Below are 25,773 nucleotides of genomic sequence, written 5' to 3' on the forward strand. Positions count from 1 at the left end.
GCGATTTCCGGGGGCGGTGACACCTTGACCGCGCGGTGTTTCACCCGGCTTACAGCCCGCCTCGATGTAAGCCCGCTGTAATGCCCACCCCGCACCGTGTAAGCGAACCAACGACCGAGCACCCAGGAGAATCCTTGTACCGGACCAGTGGCGCCTGCCTCACCCTGCTCGCCGTCACCGTGGCGCTCAGCGCCTGCGGCAGCGACAAGACACCGGCGGCGCAGGGCACGACGACCGGCGGCGCACCCGCCACGACCAGCGCCGCAGCGCCGAGTTCGGCTGCCGCACAGCAGGGTTCGAGCGGCGACGCGTGCACGGAGGTGCAGTACGAGATCGACCTCGCGCACCAGCTGCAGCAGGGCCAGGAGCCCGCCGACGCGCAGGCGGCGATCTTACGGATGCGGGCCTTCACCCCCTCGGCGCCCACGGCGATCCTCACCAACTACGCCCAGGTCGAGACCGTCATCTACGGCCATCTCCAGCACCGCAGGCAGGACCAGATCAACAGCGACGCCATGGGCGCGCTGCTCGACAAACTCACGCAGTGGAAGAGCAGCCACTGCTGACCGGAAGGCATGCGATCATGACCCACACCCATTCGGGGACAAGGGAAGTCGCCGTCCGCTGCATCCAGATGATGGCCGACGGCGACCGCACGGAATTCGACGCGCTCGTGCACCCCGACGCCGTCAATCACGAGGGGAAGGCCGAGCCCGCCGCCGCACGCACGCGCGGCCCGGCCGCCTACTGGGCCAGCGCCCTGTGGCTGCGCAACGCGTTCACCGAGCTGAGCTGGGAGATCCACGAAATCGTCGCAACCGGCGACCTGGTGGTCCTGCACACCACGATGTCCGGCCGCCAGACCGGACCGTTCATCGTCTATGACGACGATGCCCGCCCCGCACAGGCTTTCCCGCCCACCGGCCGCACGTTCGCGGTCACCCAAACCCATTGGTGCCGCGTCGTCGACGGCCTGATGATCGAGCACTGGGCCAACCGCGACGATCTCGGCCAGGCCACCCAATTGGGTTGGGTGCCACCGACCCCGGCCTTCCTGGTGCGGTCACAGCTGGCCCTGCGCCGAGCCCGCCGCGCCACCGCGTCTTCGTGACACGCGCTCCGCATCCGGGCAACTGTCCGGCTCGCCACGGGGAGAGCCTGGGTCGTGGGGTCCCAGGCATCACCACGTCAGTACTGCGAACCGGTGCTCGGCTGCACACCGAGAGGGCCGGTACCGCGCGAACGGTACCGGCCCTCGGGGGATCGAATCGCTACTTGCGGCCGGTGAACTCGTCCATGGAGTGGTAGACGCCCACGGTGTTGAGGTAGAAGTCGCGCACCTTCAACGGCAGCAGACCGGAGATGGCGCGGTTGAGGCGCGAGGTCCAGGGCAGGACCACCAGGGCGGAGCCCTTCTTCATCTCCTCCCAGGAGGTGTCGACGACCTCTTCCTGCTCCAGGATCGGGGTGAACCAGAAACCCTTGGCGCCGTCGAACATTCCGGTGTTGATGTAGGTCGGGCAGACCGTGGTGAACGTGACGTGCGTGTTCCCGGACTGCTCGAGCTCCAGGCGCACCGAATCCGACCAGCCCAGCGCCGCCCACTTGGAGGCCGCGTAGACGCTCATGCGCGGGTTAGCCACCAGACCGGCGGACGAGGCGATATTGAGCACCCGGCCCTCACCGGCGGTGTTGGCCACCATGGCGGGCAGGAACTCGAGCGTGATGTACATGGGGGCGAGCGAATTGATCGCCATCGTCTTGTCGATGTCGGCGCGGTTGGCGGTCTCCCAGAAGTAGCCGTTGCCGCGCACGATGCCCGCATTGTTGACCAGCACGTCGATATCGCCGACCTCGGCGCGCACGGCGGCCGCGGACTCGGCGATGGCGTCGCGATCGGAGACGTCCACCACGTAGTGGTGAATCCGGCTGCCACCCTCGGCGGCCAACTCGGCCGCGGTCTCCTTGAGGGTGGTCTCGTTGATGTCCCACAGCACCACGTCGGACGCGCCCTCGGTGACCGCCCGCTGCGCGAAGGACTTGCCCAGGCCCATGGCGGCGCCCGTGACCAGGACCTTCTTGCCCGCTACCGTTTTCATACCCCTGCCTACCCCTGTCGTCGTTTCGGCGGAATCACTTCTGCCGCAGTGTCTTCATGACGCCCAGGTAGAGCGTCATGGTCTTGGCCCACAGCTGTTCGGACATGCCCGGCAGCGGTGCGATGGGCAGCCCCCGCTGCACCGCGATGGTCTGGGTGTCGATGTATTTCAGCAGGCCCTCGGGACCGTGGCGGCGACCGGTGCCCGAAATGCCGAGCCCGCCCGAGGGTGCGGCGACCGAACCCCACGCGGCGATGAAGCCCTCGTTCACGTTCACCGATCCGGCGCGCACGCGGGCGGCGACCTCGCGGCCGCGGGTGATGTCGCGGCTCCACACGCTGGCGTTGAGGCCGTAGGCGGTGTCGTTGGCCTGGGCGACGGCCTCGTCGTCGCTGTGCACACGGTAGAGCGAGACGACCGGTCCGAAAGTTTCTTCGCGGTAGACCGTCATGCCCTCGCGCACGCCCTCGAGGACGGTGGGCTCGTAGAAGTACGGGCCCAGGTCCGGGCGGGCCTTGCCACCGGCGAGGACGGTCGCGCCCTTGGCCACCGCGTCGTCGACATGCTTGCTGACGGTGTCGATCTGACGCGGGAAGGTCAGCGAGCCGATCTCGTAGCCGAAGTCGAGGGTCTTGCCGAGGCTCAATTCCTTGGTGTGGCCGACGAATTCGGTGACGAACTGGTCATAGACCTTGTCGTGCACATAGATTCGCTCGATCGACTCGCACAGCTGACCGGCCGAGGCGAAGCAGGCCCGCACCGCGATCTTGGCGGCGGCGGAGACATCGGCGTCCTCGAGCACCAGCAGCGGGTTCTTGCCGCCCAGTTCGAGGGAGTAGCCGATGAGCCGCTCGCCCGCCTGCTGGGCGATGGTGCGGCCGGTGGCGCTGGATCCGGTGTAGTCGACATAGTCGGCGCGGGCGATCACCTCGGTGCCCACCACCGCGCCGCGGCCGAGTACGGCCTGCCACAGGCCCTTCGGCAGGCCCGCGCGCTCGGCGACATCGATGGCCCAAAGCAGGGTCAGCGCGGTCTGGTTGTCCGGCCGCCCGATCACGGCGTTGCCCGCCAGCAGTGCGGGCAGCGCATCGGACGCGCCGAGCGCCAGGGGGTAGTTCCACGGGGAAATGACCGCGACCACGCCCTTGGGCCGGTTGCGCACCTCGACCTGGGTGAGCAACGGCATGACGCCGCGCGGCTTGCGGTGCGCCAGAATCGATTTGCCCTCGGCGGCGTAGTAGCGGGTGTTCACCGCGACATCGGACACCTCGTCGAAGGCGTGCACGCGGGACTTGCCGGTCTCGAGCTGGATGATGTCGAGGATGGTGTCCTGCTCGGCCAGCACCAGATCGTGGATGCGCCGCAGCAACGCCGCGCGCTCCCCGACCGGCACCCGCGCCCACTTCTCCTGCGCGGTGCGCGCGGTGGCGAAGGCGGCCTCGATATCGGCAACCGAGGACTGCGGCAGATCGACGATCTTGGCGCCGGTGGCGGGCGCGAACACCTCGACCGAGGGGGCACCGCCCGCGACGGCATGGCCGAGCAGCCGCCCGACCAGGTCGAAATCAAGCGCGTCGGCGGCAGCGAGCTGCGGGGCAGTCGACATTGGTCGCCCTCTCGAGGAGTCGTGTCCGGGTGGATCCCGCTATTAAATGAACATCAGTGTTACGTGAACACTGGTGTTAGATTAATGGATGTGACGCCCACCATGTCAACCCCAGCGAGCCCGGCGGCCCGGCGCGGCCGCCCGCCGCAGACCGAGCAGCAGGCCGACCAGGTGCGCGCCCGCATCGTGCTGGCCACGGCCGAGGTGTTCGCCGAACAGGGTTCACGCGGATTGAACGTCGCCCGCATCATCGAGAAGGCCGGGCTCGCACGGCCGACCTTCTACCGCTACTTCGCCAATGCCACCGAGCCGCTGCACGCACTGCTCACCATCTCCAACGAGGACCTCGTCGGCGGCATCCGCGCAGCCCTGGACCGCACCGAACAGCCGGTCGAGCTGGGCATCAACATGATCGAGGCGTATCTACACTGGGCGGGCGGCCACGGCCAGATGCTGGCTCCCCTCTTCGCCGAACTTCACGACCCCGGCTCCCCGGTTTCCGCCTACCGCGAGCAGGCCATCGAGGACATCCGAATCCTGGTGCGCGCCAAGATCGTCGCCCTGGGCCGCCCGGCCCCCCTCGACCTCGACCTCGATACCGCGCTGCAGACCTGCGAATTCGTCGTCTACCGCATCTCGGCCGCCGCCCCGCACGGCGAACCGGACACCGAGACCATCGACGCCGCCCGCCTGACCATGGTCCGCGGCGTGCTGGCCATGCTCGGCATCCGCGAGGACATCGAATACGCGCTCAGCATCCCCGGCCTGTTCGAGCAGGTCGACGAGGACTGACCCGAAACTAACCGGATCAACCGGTTAGCGATATACGATTCGCCGGATTACGCTCGCCCCATGCCGGAACCCACTCCGCCCCAGGCCTTCTCGACCGTCACCCGCACCATCCTGCAAGACGTGCCGGTGACCCCCGCCAAACTCACCGACCGCATTCAAACCCGCCGCATCTGCATGCCCGCGGGCACCGTGGCCGGACTCCACACCCACAACGGCCCCGTGGTCGGCAGCATCGTCGCCGGCACGGTGGCCTACCGCATCGACGGCGAACCCCAGGTGATCCTCGGCCCCGGCGATGTCTTCTTCGAACCGGAAGTCGCCCGCATCGCCCAATTCGACGCCCTCGACGAAGACGTCATCTTCCTCGGCCACTTCCTCCTCACCTCCGACGAGGAACCGGCGATCGAATTCCCGGTCGACTGAAACGAGGCAACGGCCTGCCCAGTAGGTCGGAGGACGCCCCTTGGAGTCGGGTCTGCACGTGGAGGCGGCAGCCGACTAGCGTGCCGGTTCTAAACCATATTGCGAAAGGTTCCGAACCATGTATTTCATCTCGATGGCGTTGGGGATGTTCGGCCCGCTGCTGGTGCCCACGGGTAGCGCCGACTGTTGGATGGACAGCACCGCTCCGGCCTGCTGGCCCCACTAGATCGAAGCTCGCCGGGCGGGTGGGTGACGTGGTCGCTCACCCGCTTCTCCTTTCTGAGCTGCGGAGAGTTTCCTTTTCGGGTGTGCCGGGGTCTGTATCGGTGGCGGTGCTGGAGGGCAGGGCCGCGCTGAACGGAGGAACGGCGAATGCGTCAGGGAATGAAGTTCGGGGTTTATCTTCCGACCGGGGTCGGGCATCAGTTCGTGGGCGGTAGTGATCCGGTGGCGGGGTACGAGGCCATTGCGGAGTTGGCTCGGACGGCCGAGGAATCCGGGTACGAGACGGTGTGGGTGCCTGATCATTTCGTTCCGTTTCCGCCCGCACCGGACTATATGTTCGAGAGCTGGACGACGCTGACGGCGTTGGCTCGGGATACCAGTCGGATTCGGGTCGGGCAGATGGTGACGGGGAACGGGTATCGCAATCCTGCGCTGCAGGCCAAGATGGCGTCGACGTTGGATGTCATCTCTCGTGGGCGGCTCACCTTCGGTATCGGGGCGGGGTGGTACGAGGATGAATATCGGGCCTACGGTTATGAATTCGAGGATGCGCCGACGCGGTTGCGGCGACTCGATGAGGCCGCGCAGATCATCCGGTCGATGTTCATCGAGCCGACGACGACGTTCGAGGGCAAGTTCTACCAGGTCCGCGAGGCGCTGAATGAGCCGAAAGGGGTGCAGCGGCCGCATATTCCGCTGTTGATCGCGGGGGCCGGGGAGAAGGTGACGTTGAAACTGGTGGCGAAGCACGCCGATGCCTGCAATGTGCAGGTGTCGCCGGACGAGCTGATGCACAAGTACGGGGTGCTCGAGCAGCACTGCGATGCGCTCGGGCGGGACTACGGAACAATCACCCGGACGTCCACCGCCTACTGCATCATTGCCGACACCGATGCCGAAGCACGGGCGCAAGTTCCCCCGTGGGCACCGATGGTCTTTCCGGGTGAACTGGCCGACTATGGACTGATCGGCACGCTCGACACGATCCGGGATCGGATCGCCGCCTACGAGGCCGCCGGTGTGCAGGAACTCCTGATCGGCTTTCACAACGCACTCGACCCGAACGTTATCCGTGACTTCGCCAAAGAATTCATCCGGCCCTGAGCCGACCGCCGTCGACACCGACGAGCGGTTCGTCGCCGATACCGAGCCGTATCGGCGCGAACTGCTGGCGCACTGCTATCGCATGGTCGGTTCGGTGCACGAGGCCGAGGATCTGGTGCAGGAGACCTACATTCGCGCGTGGCGCGGGTATGCGACGTTCGAGGGCAGGTCGTCGGTGCGCACCTGGCTCTACACCATCGCCACCAATGTGTGCACGACCGCGCTGGGCGACCATCGGCGGCGGGTGCTGCCCGCGGGGCTAGGCAGCGCGTACACCGGGCCGGACGCGCCGCCGAATCCCGAATCAGGCGCGGGGATCTCGTGGTTACAGCCGCTGCCGGACGCCTTGATCACGCCCGCCGCCGACGATCCCGAAACCTCCGCGATCGACCGCGAATCGCTGCGGCTCGCACTGGTGGCCAGCCTGCAACACCTGCCCGCCCGGCAACGGGCAATCCTGATGCTGCGGGACGTGCTGGCCTTCACCGCCGCCGAGACGGCCGAAATGCTCGGCACCACACCCGCAGCGGTCAAAACCGGCCTGCGACGCGCCCGCGCCCGGCTCACCGAGCTCGGCGCAGCTCCCGACGAGCTCATCGAACCCACCGACCCCCGCGCCCGCACCCTGCTGGCGGGCTACATCGCCGCGTTCGAGCACTCCGACGCGCACCTGCTCGAACAGGTCCTGCGAGCCGACGCCACCTTGGAGGCGACGCCGTTCAAGAACTGGTACGCCGGCAAGGTGGCATGCATCCGCCAACTCCGCAAATACGTGCTCGGCGCGCCCGGCGACTGGCGCATGTTCCCCACCCTCGCGAATGGCCAACCGGCCGTCGTCACCTACCACCGCGACGCCCACGGCAGGCTGTCCCCTTACGGAGCAGCGGTACTGACGCTCACCGCGACCGGGATCACCAGGGTGGTCGCCTTCCAGGACCCAACACTGGTCGCCGCGTTCGGTTTTCCTTCGACACCGCCGAGCTAGCTCACGAGCGCTTGCGAGCACCAACCAGCAGAAGGATCGCGATCCCGGCGGCTACCGAGCCGAAAATGGTTCCCGCCTTCGCGGCGTTGTGGTTGTTCTTCGTCTCGAACTTCATCATGTCGCTGGAGCTGAGCTCTTGGAAGCCGACATCCTGCGCCCCATGATGCCCTCCCGCATGCGTGATTGACCCTGCCATATCGGTACGGCCACTGCACATTTCGAGGCGGGCTATGACGCTTTCTCGAACCGGATGGCCGGGTCGGTGAGCTTGCCGTAGCGCAGTTTCGGGAGATCGCGCAGGTAGTTCATATGAAGCTTCCACGGCGCGCGGTCACCCTGTTTGGGGAGGATATCGAGGGAGCGCAGGACGTAGCCGGGTTCGAAGTCGAGGAAGGGCGCGGTGCCGACGGCGGGGTCGCGGATCGGGGTGGCGCGGGCGTAGCCGTGTTTGTCCATGTGGCGCAGGAGACGAACGACGTACTCGCACACCAGGTCTGCCTTGAGCGTCCAGGAGGCGTTGGTGTAGCCGATGACGAACGCGAAGTTCGGGACGTCGGACAGCATCATGGCCTTGTAGGACATGGCGTCCGGGAGGTGGATCTCGCAGCCGTCCACAGCGAGGTCGACGCCGCCGAAGGGAATCAGATTCAAACCCGTTGCGGTGATGATGATGTCGGCGTTCAGCTCGCGACCCGACGCCAGCCGCAGCCCGGTCTCGGTGAACGTCTCGATGCGGTCGGTGACCAGGTCGAGCTGATCGCGGCGGATGGCGCGGAACAGATCCCCGTTGGGCGACAAGCACAGTCGCTGATCCCACGGCTTGTAGCTGGGATTGAAGTGCGTGTCGATGTCGTAGCCCTTGGGCAGCCACCGCTCCTGCCAGCCACGGATCCAGGCCCGCATCCGCTTCGGATAGCGTTGCGACAGTTGGTACATCATCGTGCTGAGCCCGACATTCTTGGCGCGCGCCAACGCGTACGCGGTCCGCGCGGGCAGGAGTTTCCGTGCCCGATCGGCAAATCCGTCCCGCGCGGGCATCGAGATGATGTACGACGGCGAGCGCTGCAACATCGTCACGTGCGCACCCTGCTCGACCAATGCGGGACCGAGCGTCACCGCCGTCGCCCCCGACCCGATGATCACCACCCGCTTACCCGCGACATCGACCTCCCCCGGCCAATGCTGCGGATGGATGATCGGTCCCGAAAACTGTTCCATCCCTTGGAAATCCGGCGTATACCCCTCGTCGTACCGGTAGTAGCCCGAGCAACTGAACAGGAAGCCCGCGGTGAAAACCACGGTCTCCCCGTCGTGATCGGCGCTGACCGTCCACCGGTTGTCCACCGACGACCACTCCGCCCGTACCACCTTGTGCCGATACCGAATATGCTCATCGATCCCGTTCTCGGCGGCCGTATCCCGCACATAAGCCAGAATCGACTCCCCCTCGGCAATGGCCTTCTCCCCCAACCAAGGCCGGAACCGATACCCCAGCGTGAACATATCCGAATCCGACCGAATCCCCGGATACCGGAACAGATCCCACGTCCCCCCACTGGCCTCCCGCATCTCCAACACGGCATAGGTCCGCCCCGGAAACGCCCGCTGCACATGATAAGCAGCATCGATCCCGGACAACCCGGCCCCGACAATCAGCACATCCACATGCTCGGACACAGCAGCCATAGCACCAGCCTATCGACTCTTGCAGGGCCGCGACCGCACAGCCGACTACAAACCTGAGACGAATTCGCCCGCAGGCCGAGTCTCAGCTAGCCCGGTGTATCGGATGAACCCGCGATAGGGCCCGCTTGGCCTCCGCGAGGGAAATCAACTGGTCCTCGCCATCAAGTTCGGCGACGGCAGCCTCGGCCCATTCCCTGATGAGCGTCGACACCCCGATATTCCGTTCTTCCGCGAGCTGTTTCAGCTTCGCGTGCAGCTGAAGCGGCAATCGGATCGATGTTGTCACCACGATGTCTTCGCCCGACTCGAGCCTCGGAGGCACCTCATCGACCGGAACCGGCTCGTCGCTGAAAACCAGCCGATCCATGAACGCGGCCGTCTCCTCCGGACTGGACGGAAAGTCCTTCTCGCTCATCCTCGACTCTCCTCTTCCCACCGCTCGAAGATTTTCAGCTCATCGTGGCGCATTTCCCGAGCGCCGACAATCATCCACGTCCACCGATCGACTTGGCGCGTCGCGACGATCAGAGGCCGCCCACTTGCCGTACGCCCCCAGATGCTCAGGACAACGACGTTGCCATCGTTCGCCATTCTTGGCCAACGATGTTCGCCCGCTAGGACTTGGCGGACCTCATACGGCTCGATTCCGAACAGATGTGCCAGTGCCCAGTCCTGCCACTCGAACCCCATTCGGCGATACTATGCCCATATTATCACTGATAGGGGCACTTTACGGTCAGTCGTGGTGGCGGAGGCCGCTGGCTCGGAGGACTCGGCGGGCGATGGCGGCTCGGATGGATTCTTCGGTGCCGAGGATGCGGACGTGGGTGCGGGCTCGGGTGACGGCGGTGTAGAGGAGTTCTCGGGTGAGGAGGGTGGATTCGGGGCCGGGGAGGACGGTGGTGACGGTGTCGTATTGGGAGCCCTGGCTGCGGTGGATGGTCATGGCGTAGACGGTGGTGACCGCCGGGAATTGGGTGGGGTGGACGAGGTAGGGCTCGGTGCCGCGTTGCAGGGCGGCGCGTAGGGTGCCGTCGGGCATGCGGACGATGACGCCGGTGTCGCCGTTGTAGATGCGGGCCTCGTGGTCGTTGGCGGTGACCAGCAGCGGTTGACCCGGATACCAGTGCCCGGCACCGGGATCGGCGCTGATGCCCGCGGCGACCACCCAGCCGGCGGCAAGCCGGTCCCAGCGTTCGACACCGTAGGGGCCCTGGCGGTGGGCGCACAGCAGGCGATGGGATTCGAGGGCGGTGAGCGCGGCGGCCGCGTTCCCGGCCAGTGCCGCGTCGGTGGCGTCGCGGGCGGCGCGCAGCACATCGGCACGCACCGCGGTGATGTCGTCGGGCGTGTGCAGGGACAGTTCGTCGCCGCCGTCGGCGAGCAGCGCCAGCGCGCCGTCGGCGTCCCCGGCGCGGATGGCGACGGCCACCTCGGCGATGCGCCCGCCGAAGCGGCGACCGCGGGTGAGGCGCACGATGCCGCCGCTCAGCCGGTCGCGTTCCCGAACGGACAGGGCGTCGGGGTGCGCGGCGCTGTCGCGCAACTCCCCGCCGAGAATCTTGTCCAGCACCGGATTCGCCTGTCCGGGAACGGGTCCCGCCACCAGGTCGGCGAGGACCGCGCCCGCGTCGACGGAGGCGAGCTGGTCGGGGTCGCCGACCAGGACCAGCCGGGCGTCGGGGCGCACGGCGGGCAGCAGACGGCTCATCATGGTCAGCGACACCATGGAGGTCTCGTCGACCACGATCACGTCGTAGGGCAGCCGGTTGAACTCGTTGTGCTTGAAGCGGCCCGCGCCACCGCGCTGCCAGCCCAGCAGCCGATGCAGTGTCGCGGCGGTCAGTTCGGGCAGGCCGATATCGCCCGCCTGTTCGCGCACCGATTCCTGCATGCGCGCCGCGGCCTTACCGGTCGGGGCGGCCAGCGCGATGCGCAGGGCGGGCGCGCCCGGCACCGCCTGCTGATGCGCCACCAGCAGGGCGAGCACGCGCGCGATGGTGTGGGTCTTACCGGTGCCGGGGCCACCGGCGACCACGGTGGTCCACTGGGTCGCGGCCAGCGCGGCGGCCAGCCTTTGCCGGTCGGGCGGCTCGCCTGGCCCGGCCTGGTCGGGAAACAGTCGATCCAGTTCGCGCCGTACCAGTTCCGCGTCCACCATGGGATGCGAGGCGGCCCGCTCGGTCAGCACCCGGCGGATGGTCTCCTCCTGCCGGTAGTACCGGTCGAGGTAGATCAGCGGACCGGTCTGCGCCCCGCCGGGCGGGTCGATCAGCCGCAGCGGCCGCAGCGGTCCGGCCGGGCTGCCGGTGACCAGCGGGCTGACCCGCAGTGCGGCAATGACGGATTCGACGTCGGGCCAGGGCAGGGTGGCCGGGTCGATGGCCGATTCCTCGGTGCCCTCGGCATCCACGCCGATCTCGTGCATGCGCCGCACTTCCAGGCACACCGATCCGGAGCGCACGGCGCGTACCGCCAGCGCGGTCGCGAATACCGCTGCTTCGGAGCTTTCCCCGCCCAGTCGCGCCAGTCGTAGCGCCACGTGCAGGTCTGCCGCTGACAGAACGCCAGCGTTATTGAACACCTGCAACAGCCCGGTTCCGCGCTGCGCCAATTGAATCGAGGTCATCCGCCCACCACCTTCAGATCACCTGCGAGCAAGGCGGACAGCTCGACGACCAGACCCGTCGGCGGCTGCCAGTCGAAAACACCTGCACCGTCCGGGGTTTCGGGACCGATCATGCCGCGCACGAACAAGTAGCGGATACCGCCCAGATGCTGCTGCGGATCGTAACCGGGCAACCGCCAGCGCAGATACCGGTGCAGGGCAACCGAATACAGGATGGCCTGCAGCGGATAGTGCGAGCGCATCATCTCCGCGCCCATGCGCTCGTAGGTGTAGTGGGCCACGGTGAGGTCGCCGGTGCCCAGTCGGTTGGTCTTGTAGTCGACGACGACGAAACGCGGCCCGGCCGTCCGCAATACGGCGTCGATACTGCCGGTGAGGAAGCCACGCAACGGTGTGTCGTCCAGATGCGCCAACTGATCGGCGTACGGACCGAAAATATCGTCGGCGGGCACGTGGCGACGCCACAGCTCGGCGATGCGCGGCACGGTGACCCGCCCGGCGGTGGGGTCGTCGCCCCCGGCCAGCGGCAGTTCGAAATCGAGCTCGCTCAACCGATCTCGGGTCGCGACCCCCGCCAGCGTCCCGAACCCGATCGGCGTGTGCATGACCGCCAGCAGCGCCGCGGACAACACCTCCGGGTCGGCGTCGAACATCTGCTCGCCGACCGCGTGCAGGCAGCGGGCGCGAATCTCGGCGGCCAGATCGGGGGCGTCGGTGTCCACGTACTCGAGCACCTCGTGCACGAGCGTGCCGAATTCCGCGCCGTAGGGCAGCGAATTCATCAGCGAGGGCGCAGCTCCCGCGAAGGCGTCCAGCTCGTCGGCCAGCACCGTCGGCGTGGCCGGTTCGTCGGCGACGCCGCCCTCGGGCAGATCGCTGGCCGGGAGAGCGTCATGCGCGCCCGCGGTGAGCGCCGAATAGGAGGTGCGCCGCCACGCCTGATCGAGAGTGCGGTCGAAGCGTGCGGCGGCCAACGGCTCGCTGGCGGTGGCGGTGTCGTCCACTGGCAGCCGGGCGCGGGTGATCTCCCGCACGGGTTCGATCGCGATCACGCCGGGTTCGGCGGCCGCGGCCCATTCCCGAATGCGTTCCAGCGCCACCGAATCCGCGGGCACCGGCACCTTGTCGGCAACGGCCGGGCTGCCGGGTTCGCGGCCCAGCAGCATGCGGTGCAGGGGCGCGGTCTGGGTGTCGAAGGCGGGCGCCCACCAGGCCACCACCTGCGCACCCGCGCGGGTCAGTCCCACATACAGCAGGCGCAGCTCTTCGGCCTGCTCCTCGTCCTCGGCGCGCTTGCGGCGGCCGTTGTAGCCCGGGGCGTCCGGACCACCGACATCGAGCACCCGCCGCCCTTGCTCGTCGTGGAACAGCAGGGTCGGCGGATTGCGCATCTTGCCGGTATCCCACGCGAAAGGCAGGTACACGATGGGGAATTCGAGACCCTTGCTGGCGTGCACGGTGGCGATCTGCACCGCCTCGGCATCGCGATCCAGGCGACGGCTGCGGCCGGCCACACTGCCCGACGCCGGGTCGCGCACCCGGTCGGCGAGCCAGCGGGTGAGCGCCGAGAGGCCCATGCCTTCCCGCAGCGCGGTCTCGTCGAGCAGCTGGGCGATCTGCCGCAGGTCGGTGAGCTGTCGTTCGCCGCCTTCGAGGGCGAGCAGGCGCGGGGCGAGTTTCGTTTCGGCGCTGAGGCGTTCGGCGACAGCGGCGAACCCGGACCGGGCGAACAGTCGCCCGCAATCACGCAGGTCCGCGCTGAGGCGGCCCACCAGATCCGCTCCCCCGGCATCGATTTCGGCCGCACTCAATCCCAGCAGCGGTGTTCCGGCGGCCAACCGCACCCGGTCGGCGCGATGCGGTTGCTCCAAAGCGTGCAGCACCCACAGCCAGTCGGTGGCCGCGGGCGTGCCGAACACGCTCGCGCCGCCCGCCAGCACCGCGGCGACACCGGCCGCCTCGAGTTCCTTGCGCACCAGATCGAGCTGCTTGTTGTAGCGCACCAGGACCGCGATATCGCCGGGGCCGATGGGCCTTTCCGCCGGTGTCCCCGCGTCGATGCGCAGCCCGGAGCCGAGCAGGCCGACGATATCGGCGACCACGTCGATGGCGACGCGTTCCCGCTGGCGGCCCACGGTCGGATATCCGGATCGGTTGAGCGGTCCCGCGCCACTGCGCGGCAGGCACCGCAGCCGCAACGGCGTCACCAGTTCCGGCGACCCCGACAGTCGCGAGAACGGCCGGGTCGCCGCTACCCGGTGCACGGTGATCTCCTTGTGCCCCAACGCCGCACCGCCCTGGAGATGCTCCAAAGCGGTCAACAGTCCCCCATCGCTGCGCCGGTTGGTGGTGAGTTCGCGTTTACCGTCGGCGTGCGCGACCGCGTCCAGATAGCTCAGCACCTCGGCCCCGCGGAAGGCATAGATCGCCTGCTTCGGGTCGCCGACCAGCACCAGCGTCGCGTGCCCGTGGAAGGCGCGGCGCAGGATGTCCCACTGCAGCGGATCGGTGTCCTGGAATTCGTCGACCAGCGCCACCCGGTAGCGGTCGCGGATCCGCCCGCAAGCCAGCGCCCCGTGCTCGGGATCGGCCAGCACCCCGTGCAACAGCACCAGCAGGTCGTCGAAGTCCCGCAAGCCCGAAAGCCGTTTGCGCCGTGCGGTTTCCACCCGCGCGGCGGCGGCGAAGGCGACCCGCTCGGCGGCCGGATCCTCGTCGGACTCGGCCTCGGGCTGCAGCAGCGCGTGGGGATCGCCGACCGCTGCGGCGGCCAGCTTTTGCGCGTCCGCGGCCGGGAAGGGCGCACCACCACGCGCGTACCGGCTCAGGTACAGATCGTCGGCGACCGTGGACACGACGTCCTCGATCCCCTCGACCAGCCGCACCCCCGGATCCTGCTCGCCCGCCAGCCCCAGCTCGTCGAGCATCCGCTGACAGAAACTGTGTGTCGTCGCGATGGTCCCCGCGTCGAAGTCCGACAGCGCGACCAGCAACCGCTCCCGCCGCGCCGCGATCTCCCCTGGATTCCCCTGCGCCAGATGCCGAATCAGCTCATCACCGGACGCGAGCGCCCGCTCCGGATCCCCCAGCGCCGTCGCCACTCCCACGAACCGATCCCGGGTCCGCTCCCGCAACTCCTGCGTCGCCGCCCGACTGAACGTCACCAGCAACAACTGCGAGATATCGATCCCGCCCTCGGCCACGAACCGCACCGCCAACCCGACGATGGCATACGTCTTCCCGGTCCCCGCGCTCGCCTCGAGCACGGTCGTCCCGCTCGGCAGCGGCCCGGTCAACTCGAACCGATTCCCCGAATCCTCGGGCCCCACAACCGAACCGGCGACATCCGCGTCGCCTCCGGACCGGCGGGTCGACCCGAGCAAGGCATCACCGGCCACCACCCCGGAATCCCACAATCCCTCGCCGACGACCTCCGCGTCGGGCACGTCACCCGGACGATCCGCGCTCGAATCTCCGCCCCCGACTGCCGTATCGGCGGCAGAAGCCGTTGCGCCGGAGTCGAACAGGTCGGGGGTCTCGGGCTCCGGCGGCGTGCTTTCGCGGCGGCGGCGTGGCTCGCCCACCGGGCCTTCGGTGCTGCGCCGGGTGCGCGTTGCCGGGCGGGGGGCCAGGTCGGGATCGGTCAGGGAGAACAGGTCGTCCGTCATGCGCGCGCACCATCGGCGTCCGGGCACAGCCGGGTTCCGCGGGCGAGGGATGCAGCCACGGGGAGAAGGCGTGCTGGAGTGCGGGACAGGATGTTCCTCCTCGGGGCGGTCACGGCTGGCCTTGATTCTCGTTGGTGAGCAAGGGATTCCAGAGGCGGCGCGCCAGTTCGCCGAATCGGGTGGGCTCGGGGTCGGCGCCGGGCGGGGCGGGAGCGGCAGTCGCGGTGAGCTGGTCGAAACGGGGCGACGGGCCCAGGATGTGCCGGAAATAGCGGTCGGTGTGTTCACCGAAGCGGTCGTCGAAATCCTGTTCGGCGGCGTGCAGGGCGTCCTCGGTGGTCGCACCCGCCAGGCGGCGTTCGGCATACGTGGCCGAGGCCGACGGAGCAATGGGCAGCGGCTCGGACAGGCCCTCGTCACGCAGCAGCACCAAATCGCGCAGGATGCCGCGCGCCAGCGGCGCGGTCGGCGAGGTGAGCGTGGACTGCCACGCGGGCCGGTGATGCTTACCGCGGCCGATGGTGATCGCCCGCCAGGACTGATGGGTTCCGGTGGCGGCCAGCGCGAGCAGCCGAATCCACGCCGCCATCCGATGTTTCGGAGCCAGCCGCGAGAACGTGGTGCGCAGCAGCGCGTCATCGTGAACATCCGGAACAGTGCCGGTGAGGCGGCGGCCGTCCCCTAGATCCACGGCGATGTCGATGGTGCGCGCCGGAATCTCGTGCAATGGCCGCGCCACCCGCACCAACTGATCGACCGTGCCCTCCACCTCGTCGAGCACGGCCGCGCCCATGGTGAACGGCGGCAGCGTGCCGCGCCGCCATTCCGCGGCGCGCAACACATTCGGGTCCGCACCGGTCAGCCGCGCCGAGAGCATGCGCTCGCCCATGTTCCATTTGGTCAGGCCGTCGAGTTCGATGGGGAGGCGATCGGCGATCTCCTCCTCTTCCTCGGGCACCCGAATGCCCAGGCGCTGCCACAGGAATGCGCGCACCGGATGTTCGGCGAAGGACACCAGATCCGCGAGTTCGACATCCCCACGCTCGGTGCCCGGCAGGGGCGTGGGCAGGAACAGCGGGCGCGGCGCGGGCGCCCGCCCCGCCGCCAACGCACCCGCCAGCGCGACGGTGTCGAAGCTGAACGGATCGTCGATGCAGAAATTGCGACGATCGAACGGCTGCAACGGATGTCGCCGCACCACCCGCTCCAGCGCGGCCGCGCCGACGTGCGCGCGCACGGTGTCGAGCAGTTCGGCCAGCGGAATCGCGGGCGGGCGATGCGCCCCGGAGACCGGATCAGAACCGGTGTGCAGCAGGATCAGTCGCTCACCGGCGGCCATGATGGCATCCAGCAGCAACTGCCGGTCCTCGCTGCGCGGATCGCGGTCACCGGGCAGTCGATGTCGCGCCAAAGCATCGTCACCGTCGACACCGCCGGTGCGCGGGAACACCTCGTCGTCGAGCCCCAGCAACACCACCACCCGGTGCGGCACCGAACGCATCGGCACCATGGTGCACACGGTCAGTTCCCCGGTGCGGAAGTTGGCACGCGAGGGCCGCCCGGCCAGCCGCGCATTCAACAGTGCGCCGATATCGCTGAGCCGCAGCGGAATCCGACCGGCCGGTTCCAGCGCGGCGGCAAGCTCCCGCCGCGCCTGCACACCGATCCAGCCCTGATTCGCGGGCATCTCCGTCAGCAGATCCAACGCCCGCCCCAGCACCGCCGACCAATCGGCCGCCGGCCGCGCCGAACCTGCCGGTTCGTCGAGCGTGGACCCGCGCAGATCCCGCAGGCACACCGCCAACCGGTCCACGAATTCCGCGAACCGCCCCGACAGATCGATGTCATTGCTGTCCACATCGTCGAGCGGCAGCACCAGATCCAGCCAGTCCTCGCTGGATTCACCCGCCGCCACCCCGAGCAAAATCCGGTCCACCGCCGCATTGAGCGTGTTCTGCGCGAAATCCCCGAGCCCGAACGCCTGCCGCTGCCGCTGCCCGATGCCCCAGCGCGCCCCGGTCTCGGTGGCCCATTCGCGCAGCCGCTCGATGTCATCGTCGTCGAAGCCGCAGCGCAAGCGAACCGGTTCGGCCGCACACAGATCCAGCGCCTCGGTCACGGTGACGCGGCCGTCGGCCAGCTCGAGCAGGGTGCCGATCACATCCAGCAGCGGATTGACCGCCCGCTGCGCCCGGTCGGCCAGCCGCACCCGCAACCCGTGCGCGGGATGCCCGGCCTCGGCGGGCGAATGCGGCGACGCGGGCGCCGCCCACTGACTGAACGCGGCACGCACCAACGGCCCGTAACTCTCCACGTCCGGGCACAGCACGATGACATCGCGCGGCTCCAGCGTCGGGTCGGCGGCGAACGCGCCCAGCAGCGCATCACGCAACACCTCGACCTGCCGGGCAGGGCCGTGGCAGGAATGCACCGCGATCGTCCCATCGGCCAGGCTCGGCTCCGGCATGAGCGACCAGCGATCCTGCCGGATCGCGGCCTGCAGTTCCGACAGCAGCGTCCGCGCGGCCGGGGCCGGAGCCTCCGGGCGCGGGTGATAGGTGTCGATGTGGTCGTAGCCCGCCAGCCGCTGCTGCAGTTCCCGCACATCCCGACCCAGCGCCGCCAGCAACGGATGCCGCACGCGCACACCGGCATTCGGGATCACCTCGGCGTCCGCGAGCTTGGTCCACAGCGCCGGGCTGGGATGCACCAGCCACAGGTGCACACCCCGCCCCGACGACAACGCCGAGAGCACCTCGAGCTGATCGGTGCTCAGCCGCGTCACCCCGAACAGCGAAATCCGTTCCGGCAGCGACACGATCGACGGTTCCGCGCGCAACCGCGCGCATGCCGTGGCCAGCCGCTCGGCCCGACTGGGCACCCCGACCACCCCGCGCACCCGCCGCCACAGCAGCGGCTGCCACAGCAGATCCGGCGGCAGCGCATGCCCCGCCCCGTCGGTGTCGTGGCCGGCGGCCCATTCGTTCACCATGGCGGGGCGCTGCGCGCCGTAGCTGTCGAACAGCGCCGCGATCCGCGCCGCGGTCGCATACCGCCGCCCGACCCGATGCCCGCTCGGATCGCCATTGCCCAGATGCCGGGCCAGCACCGCGGCCCACGGCTCGGTCAGCACGTCGTCCAGGACCGGCAGCAGCGTCCACACCAACCGCTCCGGCGACCACGGATCCTGTTCCGGATCCACGCCCGTCGCCTCCGCCAGCACCGCACCCACCAGTGCCGCCGGGTCCGCGAAATCGATATTGGCCGCGATGCCGTCGGTGCTCGATCCCGGGCCACCGGCACCGGATCCCGTGTCGCCGCAGCCGAGTACGGTGGCCAGGCGTTGTTCGAGCCAGCGCTCGATGCCCTTGGCGGGGACCGCGACCACTTCCGGGGTGAACGGATCGCCGAGTGGATCGGCGAGCAGCTCGGCCAGCGCGTCGGCGAGCGTGTCCGCGCGTTCGGCCCGGTGAATGTGCACGAGCTGTGTTTATACAGTTGGCGAACGACATGCAAACACCACCCCTCCCGGCTCGCCGGGTGACCCCTGCCACACGCGGGGGATTTGCTCGGGCGCGTCACCGGGAAATTCAGGTGTGGTATGCGACAGTGCCTTTCGGGGAGGTTCGAAGTTTGATCGGAAAGGCTGGTTCACATCGATGTCTGCGTCGGTGATTCCCCTGGTGCCCAGAACCGGATTCACGGTGCGCCGGGTGGGAGACCGTTGGGAGCTCGTCAACTCCCGGCATTACGGCCGCGGCGTCGTTCTCCAGTCCTGGCCGCGCGATCGGCACACCGAGGCATTCGAGCACTGCTACCGCCTCAATGGCCGCAGTATCGAAGAGCTACAGGCGGCTTTCCACTGAGAAGCGCGAAAATCGGTGCGACAGTGTCGATTCGATAACAGAAGCGCCGACGTCCTGCAAGACGTGCGTATAGGGCATATCACCCTCTATTGTCTTCCCTCGTGCGTTCCCCCAAGGCCCGGCGCGTGGCCTCCTCCGCTTGTGTCCTCGCTGCCGCGGCCCTGATTCCGGCCGCGCCCGCGTTCGTTCCCGTGGCCGGTGCCGTCCCGGTGCACACCCAGGGCCCGGTTTCCGGATTCGACGCCGACATGAGCAATCGCATTGCCGCGGTCGACAATTACCTCGCCACCCGTCCCGGCGTGACCGGTTATGTGATGCGCGATCGGGTCACCGGCGGGATGTACCGAAACGGCAACGCCGACACGAACTTCTGGACCGCCTCCACCATCAAGCTGGCAATCGCGGAGGATCTGCTGAACCGCGCCCGCGTCGGCGCCATCCAGCTCGGCCCCGACGACCGCGCGCTGATGGAGTCGATGCTGGCAACCTCGAACGACAATGCCGCCGACATCCTCTGGAACAAGTACGCCGGGATCGACCGGATGTCGTTCAACAACGCCTTCCGCGCGAACGGCATGACCGGTCTGGTCCCGCTACCCCCGACCACCAATATCGAGCAGGTCAAGCTGTTCCCGGACTGGGGTTTCCAGCAGTGCTCCCCCGCCGACCTGGATCGGCTGATGGACGACGTGCTCACCCGCATGCACCCCGACGACCGCGCCTACCTGCTCGACCGCATGCGCCACGTGGACACCAACCAGCACTGGGGTGTGTGGGGCGCGGGTGCGGCCATGAACCCAGGTCTGAAGAACGGCTGGTCCGACGAGCAGGGCGGCTGGGTCGTCAATTCGGTCGGCTTCGCGGGTCCCGGTGAGCGCTACACCCTCGCCATCATGACCGAGCAGGGCGATCAGGGCGGCTACACCGACGGCGCCGAAACCACCACGCACGTGGCGCAATTGCTCTTCCAGGGCCGCTGACTTCGGCTGCCAGGGGTCATTGACACGGCCCGCCCGCGAATCCTCGGGGACCGACCGCCGATCTTGTATCTTTTAGAGAGTTGTCTAAAAGGTCTGTTTTCGGTCGGTCCTGATTGGGCTGCGCTACTCACACTGCACTACCGTTGTGCGTGAGTTGTCGTAATTCACCGTCTGGCGAGGAGCAGGAACTAGATGAACGCCGAGAAATCCGTCGCGCAGCGCCATCGGGTGGTAGTGATCGGGTCCGGGTTCGGTGGACTGTTCGCCTGCAAGCACCTGCGCAAGGCCGATGTCGACATCACGCTGATCTCCAAGACCTCCACGCACCTGTTCCAGCCGCTGCTCTACCAGGTCGCGACCGGCATCCTGTCCGTCGGTGAGATCGCCCCCGCCACCCGCATCGTGCTGCGCAAGCAGCAGAACACCCGGGTCATCATGGGCGACGTCACCGACATCGACGTCGAGGGCGGCACCGTCACCTCGCGGCTGCTCAACCAGGACTACGTCACCCCGTTCGACAGCCTGATCGTGGCCGCGGGCGCGCAGCAGTCCTACTTCGGCAACGACCACTTCGCCACCTACGCCCCCGGCATGAAGACCATCGACGACGCGCTCGAACTGCGCGCGCGCATCCTGGGCTCCTTCGAAGAGGCCGAACTGGCCACCGATCAGGAGACCCGCGACCGCTTCATGACCTTCTGCGTCGTCGGCGCGGGCCCCACCGGCGTCGAATTGGCCGGGCAGATCGCCGAACTCGCCGACCGCACCCTGGACGGCACCTTCCGCAATATCGACACCCGCGACGCGCGCGTCATCCTCATCGAGGGCGCGGGCGCGGTGCTCGCCCCCATGGGCCCCAAGCTCGGCGGCAAGGCCAAGGCGCGGCTCGAGAAGATGGGCGTGGAGATCCAGCTCAACGCCATCGTCACCAATGTCGACGCGCGCGGCGTCACCGTGAAGGACCCCGATGGCACCGAGCGGCGCATCGAATCCGCATGCAAGGTGTGGTCGGCCGGTGTGCAGGCCAGCGGGCTGGGCAAGATCCTGGCCGACAAGTCCAAGGGCACCGAGACCGACCGGGCCGGCCGCGTCATCGTCGAACCCGACCTCACCATCAAGGGCTACCCGAACGTCTTCGTGGTCGGCGACCTGATGTCGGTGCCGGGCGTGCCTGGGCAGGCGCAGGGCGCGATCCAGGGCGGCACCTACGCGGCCAAGGCCATCAAGGCCGAGACCGAGGGCAAGCAGAAGGTCGAAGACCGCAAGCCGTTCAAGTACTTCGACAAGGGCTCGATGGCCACGGTGTCGCGGTTCAACGCGGTCTGCCAGGTCGGCAAGCTGGAGTTCAGCGGGTTCTTCGCCTGGCTGGCCTGGCTGGGCCTGCACCTGTGGTACCTGGTCGGCTTCCGCAGCCGTTTCGTCACGGTGCTGGAGTGGATGGTCTCGTTCCTGGGCCGCCACCGCGGTCAGATGGCCGCCACCGAGCAGTGGGTGTTCGCGCGGCTGGCCCTGGAGGCGCTCGACGATCCCGACGAGGCGCGCCGCCTCGCCACCCAGATCGGCACCGAATCCGCTTCGGGCAACGGCAAATCCGTGGCGAATGATAAACCGGGCGAGTCCACGGCGCAGCGCGCGGGCTGACCGCACACATTCCGTACGGTCTCGATAGCGCCCTGACCGGGCGGCGAAGTCCCGACCAATCCGGCACACCGGCCGGATCCGAATGTTCGACATCCGTTGACATTCGGGAGAGAGGTCATTCATGGGCAAACGCCAACCGGTCGATTTGGTACGCGAGACGAGCACGGTGCGACGACGCCTGGGTTCACTGGCGGTCGCGGGCGCGCTGCCGCTGGTCGCCGCCCTGGCGACCGCGGGAACCAGTGCCGCGGAACCGGTTTCGTCCGACGAGAACCAACCGGCCGTGGTCGACAACCAGCCGGCCGCCACCCCACCCGGTGGCACCGACGCCGGTCAGGGCATGGTGGTCGACACCCCGTTCGGCAAGTTCGCGGTGCCGATGCCGCAGGCCATGGCCGACAAGGCCCACACCTACCTCGACGCCACGGCCGCCGAGGTACAGCCCGCGGACGCCACCGACGCCGCCGCGGGCGACACCGTCGAGGCCGACCCGCTGGTTCCCGCCGGTCCGGTCGCGCCCGTGCGGGTGGGCCGCAACTCCGCCACCGGCGTGCGGGACATCCCCAATTCGGCTCTCGCGCCGGTGGATCAGAGCAAGCTGCACCAGCCCGATCCGCTGTCCGCACCCGAGGTCGCGCCCATCGCCGCGCCCGAGGGCAAGCTGCGCTTCGGTGACACCCAGATCGACATTCCGACCTGGATGACGCCCGATCAGGCCGCGGAGGTCAATGCGGTCGCCGCGGGTGCGGAAGCCGATCTGGCCCGCACCTACGACTCGGCCGGTTTCGAGCCGAGCCGTTCGGACCGCATGGCCGCGCAGACCGTCGGCACCGCTGCCGTCGGCGCCGCGGTGGGCGTGGGCGTCGCCGCTCCGCTCGAGATCGCGGGCGGGGTCATGGGCGGATTCATCGGCGCGATGGCGGGCACGCCGTTCGCTCCGGCGGGCTGGGTCTTCGGCCCGGCCGTGGGCGCGACCGCGGCCGCCAGCCTGATCGCGGTGCCGGCAGCGACCGCCGGAGCCGTCATCGGCGGCGCGGTGGGCGCGGTGAACGGGTATCTCGCACCGGCCGCACCGGTCGGACAGGTCGATGCCCCGGCTCCGGCCGACGCGCCGGTTGCCGATGCGGTAGCTACCGAAGGCTGATGGTTGCGCTAGCGAGGCCGGAATCCCTCACCAGGGATTCCGGCCTCTTCGGCGTTGACCTACCGACGAGTTAGCTAATTTTCAGTTATGGCAACGATTTTCATCGGTCCGTTTCCTCACCAATCCGGGTGACCGGTGGGTTCGAATGTCGAGCGTCCGATGTTCACCTACAGAAAGGTCCTCATGGCCGCAGGTAAGCACCGAGCACTGAACCCCCATCGCAACAAGGTCGGCAATGTGGTGGCGGCAGGCGCGGTTCCGCTAGTTTTGGCGATCGTCGGATCGGGCGCAGCCAATGCCGCCCCGGCCGAGGTCGCTCCGGTGGCGCAGCACGACGATGCGCCCAAGCCCCAGTGGCCCGCCGCCGATTCCCCGAATGTCAATCCCTATGAGGGCCTGCACATTCCGGGCGACACCAAGAGCTCCATCCAGTGGTCGCGGCAGGCTCCGGACAAGAGCTACCTGGCCCCCGTCGGCGTGCTGCACCCGCCCGCCCCGGTTCCGGCCGTGCCTCCGATCGCGCCGCCCCCGGGCATGTTCCGGTTCGGCGACGTGCAGGTCCCGGCTCCCGACTGGATCGACAAAGAACAAGCGATCCAGATCAACGACAACTCCGCTCAGGTCGAGGCGAATCTCGCCACCTTCCTCGACTCGATCGGTATGGAGCGCAGCCGCTCCGACCGGATCGCGGGGCAGACCATCGGCACCGCCGCCATGGGCGCTGTCGCCGGAGCCGCCACCGCCGCCCCGATCGAGCTCAGTTCCGCCGCCGTCGGCGGTGTGCTGGGTCTGGTCGTCGGCGCCGGACTGTTCCCGGTCGGTCTGGTCGCCGGTCCCGCCCTCGGCGCTGCCGCGGGTGCCGCGGTGATCGCCGTTCCCGCGGCCGTCGCGGGTGCCGCGGTCGGTGCCGCGGTGGGTGCGGTCAACGCGTTCAACGCACCACCTCGCGTCGTCGGCGACTGATAGCCCCTCTTGTAATTCCTACGACGACAGCCGCTTCAGCCAGCAGATGTGCGCTCGCGGCGGGAACCGGCGGTGAGGTCCGTTCCCGCCGCGCACGCGATCGGCGTGCGCGGCGGAGTCCGGTTCGGGGCCGCCGAGCGAAGGCTTGCCAAAGATGTGCTGGGAGCACAATTTGTGATCCCGAGGCGGCGGCAGTCAGCCATTGACGTGATGCAGAACCGATGGTAATCAGGACATTTGTCCGTTCAGCGCAAGACATTTGCTCCGTAATGTCCACAGCATGGACATACCTTCCGCGAACCGTAAAGGGCTGAGTCTCTTCGCCCTGATCATGATTGGCATTGGTTCGATCTTCGGATCGGGCTGGCTGTTCGGCGCCGGGCAGGCGGCGCAAGTCGCCGGACCCGCCGCGATCCTGGCCTGGGTGATCGGCGCGGTGTTCATAGGCTTGATCGCCATGTCGTACGCGGAAGTGGGCGCGGCCTATCCGTTCCCCGGATCCATGGCCCGCTTCGGCGCCATCTCGCACGGCCCGGTGCTCGGCTTCATTACCGGCTGGGCGGTCTGGGTCGCCGTCGCCGCCCTGATTCCCATCGAATCCATTGCCAGTACGCAGTACATGTCGTCGTGGAGCTTCTCCTGGGCACAGGGTCTGATGAAGGACGGCTCGCTGACCCTCGCGGGCATGGGCATGGCGTTCGTGCTGACCGTGGCGCTCTGGCTGTGCTGCTACTGGTCCGTGGGCCTGCTCGCCAAGATGAACAACCTGCTGACCGCGGTCAAGTTCGGCATTCCGGTGCTGGCCGTCGTCGCCCTCATCGCGTCGGGCTTCCACACCGAAAACTTCACCGGCTACGGCGGTTTCGCGCCGAACGGCTGGTCCGCGGTGCTGACCGCGGTGAGTACCTGCGGTGTCGTGTTCGCCTTCAACGGTTTCCAGGCCGTGGTCAATCTCGGTGGCGCGGCGAAGAACCCGGGCAAGGCCATTCCGGCCGCACTCGTCGGCGCCCTGTCGATCGGCCTGGTCATCTACATGCTGCTGCAGATCGCCTTCATCGGCGCGGTCCCGCCGGAGCAGCTCGCCGAACACGGCTGGGTCGGAATCAATTTCAACTCGCCGTTCGTCGATATCGCCAAGCTCCTCATGCTCGGCTGGCTGGTGATCATGCTCCAGTTCGGCGCCTTCATCTCGCCGTCCGGCGCGAACATCGCGAACGTCGCCTCGGCGTCGTACATGGTGCAGAACCTGGCCGAGTCCGGCTTCTTCCCGAAGAAGCTGCGCGAGTCGCACCCCGTCTACGGCACTGCGCGCCCTGCGATGTGGCTGAATCTCATCTTCTCGCTGATCCTGCTGGTGACCGTCGGGCACAGCTGGCACGCACTGTCCGGGATCGTCTCCGCGGCCATGGTCATTTCCTATCTGATCGGCCCCATCGCGGTGGGCGTCTTCCGCAAGACCAAGCCCGAACTGCCGCGGCCCTTCCGGCTCCCGGCCGCCAATGTGATCACCCCGCTCGCCTTCACCCTCGCCGGTTGCGCGTTGTTCTGGACGCACTGGCCCAACACCGGCCGCATCGTGTTCATCACGCTGCTGTCCGTGCCGATCGCGGTGGCCGTGCTCTGGCGTCGTGGTGACCGCAGCATGGCTGCGCAGCTCGCACCGGCCTGGTGGATGATCGCCTTCCTGATCTTCATGGCGACCGTGTCCGCCCTGGGTTCGACCGAATTCGGTGGCAGCGGCCTGATTCCGGGCGGCGTCGATATCGCGCTCGTGGCCGTGGGCGCGCTGGCCACCTACTACTGGGCCGTGCGTGCCGGTGTGAAGGCACACGAGTCGGGCCTGCCCGGCCCGGATCCGGTGCTGGACGCCGAGCCCGAGAGCGAGACCGTGCCGGGTGACGACATCATCGGCACCGAGCGCGACCGCAATCTGCAGCACGCCTGAGTAATTCACCCTTCCCG

Annotated in this window: 19 protein-coding genes; 12 read left to right on the plus strand and 7 right to left on the minus strand. The window is 68.2% G+C overall.

The window, feature by feature from the left end; all coding sequences use genetic code 11:
* Window positions 1-134: 134 nt before the first annotated feature.
* Together ACYVN4_RS18770 and ACYVN4_RS18775 are read left to right on the plus strand one after the other, a co-directional pair.
* Window positions 135-566, plus strand: a complete 432-nt coding sequence (locus ACYVN4_RS18770; RefSeq protein ID WP_460722832.1) for a hypothetical protein — start codon at window positions 135-137, stop codon at window positions 564-566.
* Window positions 545-1,111, plus strand: a complete 567-nt coding sequence (locus tag ACYVN4_RS18775; RefSeq protein ID WP_460722834.1) for an ester cyclase — start codon at window positions 545-547, stop codon at window positions 1,109-1,111. The genes ACYVN4_RS18770 and ACYVN4_RS18775 overlap by 22 nt, the downstream gene beginning before the upstream one ends.
* A 160-nt stretch (window positions 1,112-1,271) precedes the next feature.
* Here ACYVN4_RS18775 and ACYVN4_RS18780 read toward each other — a convergent pair whose 3' ends face one another.
* Both ACYVN4_RS18780 and ACYVN4_RS18785 read right to left on the minus strand, forming a co-directional pair.
* Window positions 1,272-2,099 carry an SDR family oxidoreductase gene (locus ACYVN4_RS18780; RefSeq protein WP_460722836.1) on the minus strand — a complete coding sequence of 276 codons (828 nt, stop codon included), beginning with the start codon at window positions 2,097-2,099 and terminating at the stop codon, window positions 1,272-1,274.
* 34 nt (window positions 2,100-2,133) lie between these two features.
* The gene (locus tag ACYVN4_RS18785; protein WP_460722838.1) at window positions 2,134-3,705 is read right to left on the minus strand and encodes a succinic semialdehyde dehydrogenase; all 1,572 of its coding nucleotides are present in this window, start codon (window positions 3,703-3,705) and stop codon (window positions 2,134-2,136) included.
* Between the two features lie 102 nt (window positions 3,706-3,807).
* Here ACYVN4_RS18785 and ACYVN4_RS18790 point away from each other — a divergent pair, with 102 nt between their 5' ends.
* The 4 genes from ACYVN4_RS18790 (at window position 3,808) to ACYVN4_RS18805 (ending at window position 7,234) form a co-directional block, all read left to right on the plus strand.
* Window positions 3,808-4,497, plus strand: coding sequence for a TetR/AcrR family transcriptional regulator (locus ACYVN4_RS18790; RefSeq protein WP_460722840.1), 690 nt, complete (start codon window positions 3,808-3,810; stop codon window positions 4,495-4,497).
* 60 nt (window positions 4,498-4,557) lie between these two features.
* Window positions 4,558-4,920 carry a cupin domain-containing protein gene (locus ACYVN4_RS18795; protein WP_460722842.1) on the plus strand — a complete coding sequence of 121 codons (363 nt, stop codon included), beginning with the start codon at window positions 4,558-4,560 and terminating at the stop codon, window positions 4,918-4,920.
* Between the two features lie 372 nt (window positions 4,921-5,292).
* A complete protein-coding gene (locus ACYVN4_RS18800; RefSeq protein WP_460722844.1) occupies window positions 5,293-6,249 on the plus strand; it encodes an LLM class F420-dependent oxidoreductase in 957 nt (318 codons plus the stop codon).
* Window positions 6,218-7,234, plus strand: a complete 1,017-nt coding sequence (locus ACYVN4_RS18805) for a sigma-70 family RNA polymerase sigma factor (protein ID WP_460722845.1) — start codon at window positions 6,218-6,220, stop codon at window positions 7,232-7,234. Before ACYVN4_RS18800 ends, ACYVN4_RS18805 begins: the two co-directional genes overlap by 32 nt.
* Window positions 7,235-7,462: 228 nt before the next feature.
* Here ACYVN4_RS18805 and ACYVN4_RS18810 read toward each other — a convergent pair whose 3' ends face one another.
* The 5 genes from ACYVN4_RS18810 to recC all read right to left on the minus strand — a co-directional run bounded on the left by ACYVN4_RS18810 (window position 7,463) and on the right by recC (window position 18,698).
* Window positions 7,463-8,920 carry a flavin-containing monooxygenase gene (locus tag ACYVN4_RS18810; RefSeq protein ID WP_460722847.1) on the minus strand — a complete coding sequence of 486 codons (1,458 nt, stop codon included), beginning with the start codon at window positions 8,918-8,920 and terminating at the stop codon, window positions 7,463-7,465.
* Between the two features lie 82 nt (window positions 8,921-9,002).
* Complete coding sequence (locus tag ACYVN4_RS18815) at window positions 9,003-9,335, minus strand: ribbon-helix-helix protein, CopG family (RefSeq protein ID WP_460722849.1); 333 nt, start codon at window positions 9,333-9,335, stop codon at window positions 9,003-9,005.
* 321 nt (window positions 9,336-9,656) lie between these two features.
* Window positions 9,657-11,549, minus strand: coding sequence for an exodeoxyribonuclease V subunit alpha (gene recD / locus ACYVN4_RS18820; protein ID WP_460722851.1), 1,893 nt, complete (start codon window positions 11,547-11,549; stop codon window positions 9,657-9,659).
* The gene (locus ACYVN4_RS18825; RefSeq protein ID WP_460722853.1) at window positions 11,546-15,217 is read right to left on the minus strand and encodes a UvrD-helicase domain-containing protein; all 3,672 of its coding nucleotides are present in this window, start codon (window positions 15,215-15,217) and stop codon (window positions 11,546-11,548) included. Before ACYVN4_RS18825 ends, recD begins: the two co-directional genes overlap by 4 nt.
* A gap of 109 nt (window positions 15,218-15,326) precedes the next feature.
* On the minus strand, window positions 15,327-18,698 hold the full coding sequence (gene recC / locus ACYVN4_RS18830; RefSeq protein WP_460722855.1) for an exodeoxyribonuclease V subunit gamma: 3,372 nt from the start codon (window positions 18,696-18,698) through the stop codon (window positions 15,327-15,329).
* A gap of 178 nt (window positions 18,699-18,876) precedes the next feature.
* Between recC and ACYVN4_RS18835 the strand changes: the two genes are divergently transcribed.
* The 6 genes from ACYVN4_RS18835 (at window position 18,877) to ACYVN4_RS18860 (ending at window position 25,756) form a co-directional block, all read left to right on the plus strand.
* The gene (locus ACYVN4_RS18835; protein WP_460722857.1) at window positions 18,877-19,083 is read left to right on the plus strand and encodes a hypothetical protein; all 207 of its coding nucleotides are present in this window, start codon (window positions 18,877-18,879) and stop codon (window positions 19,081-19,083) included.
* 89 nt (window positions 19,084-19,172) lie between these two features.
* Window positions 19,173-20,063 carry a serine hydrolase gene (locus ACYVN4_RS18840; protein WP_460722859.1) on the plus strand — a complete coding sequence of 297 codons (891 nt, stop codon included), beginning with the start codon at window positions 19,173-19,175 and terminating at the stop codon, window positions 20,061-20,063.
* Between the two features lie 192 nt (window positions 20,064-20,255).
* Window positions 20,256-21,704 carry an NAD(P)/FAD-dependent oxidoreductase gene (locus ACYVN4_RS18845; protein ID WP_460722861.1) on the plus strand — a complete coding sequence of 483 codons (1,449 nt, stop codon included), beginning with the start codon at window positions 20,256-20,258 and terminating at the stop codon, window positions 21,702-21,704.
* A gap of 121 nt (window positions 21,705-21,825) precedes the next feature.
* Complete coding sequence (locus ACYVN4_RS18850) at window positions 21,826-22,848, plus strand: hypothetical protein (protein WP_460722863.1); 1,023 nt, start codon at window positions 21,826-21,828, stop codon at window positions 22,846-22,848.
* 159 nt (window positions 22,849-23,007) lie between these two features.
* Window positions 23,008-23,811, plus strand: a complete 804-nt coding sequence (locus ACYVN4_RS18855) for a hypothetical protein (protein WP_460722865.1) — start codon at window positions 23,008-23,010, stop codon at window positions 23,809-23,811.
* A gap of 280 nt (window positions 23,812-24,091) precedes the next feature.
* Window positions 24,092-25,756: an APC family permease gene (locus ACYVN4_RS18860; protein WP_460722867.1), complete on the plus strand. Its 1,665-nt coding sequence runs from the start codon at window positions 24,092-24,094 to the stop codon at window positions 25,754-25,756.
* The last annotated feature ends 17 nt before the right edge of the window (window positions 25,757-25,773 follow it).

The organism is Nocardia heshunensis (assembly GCF_054782115.1).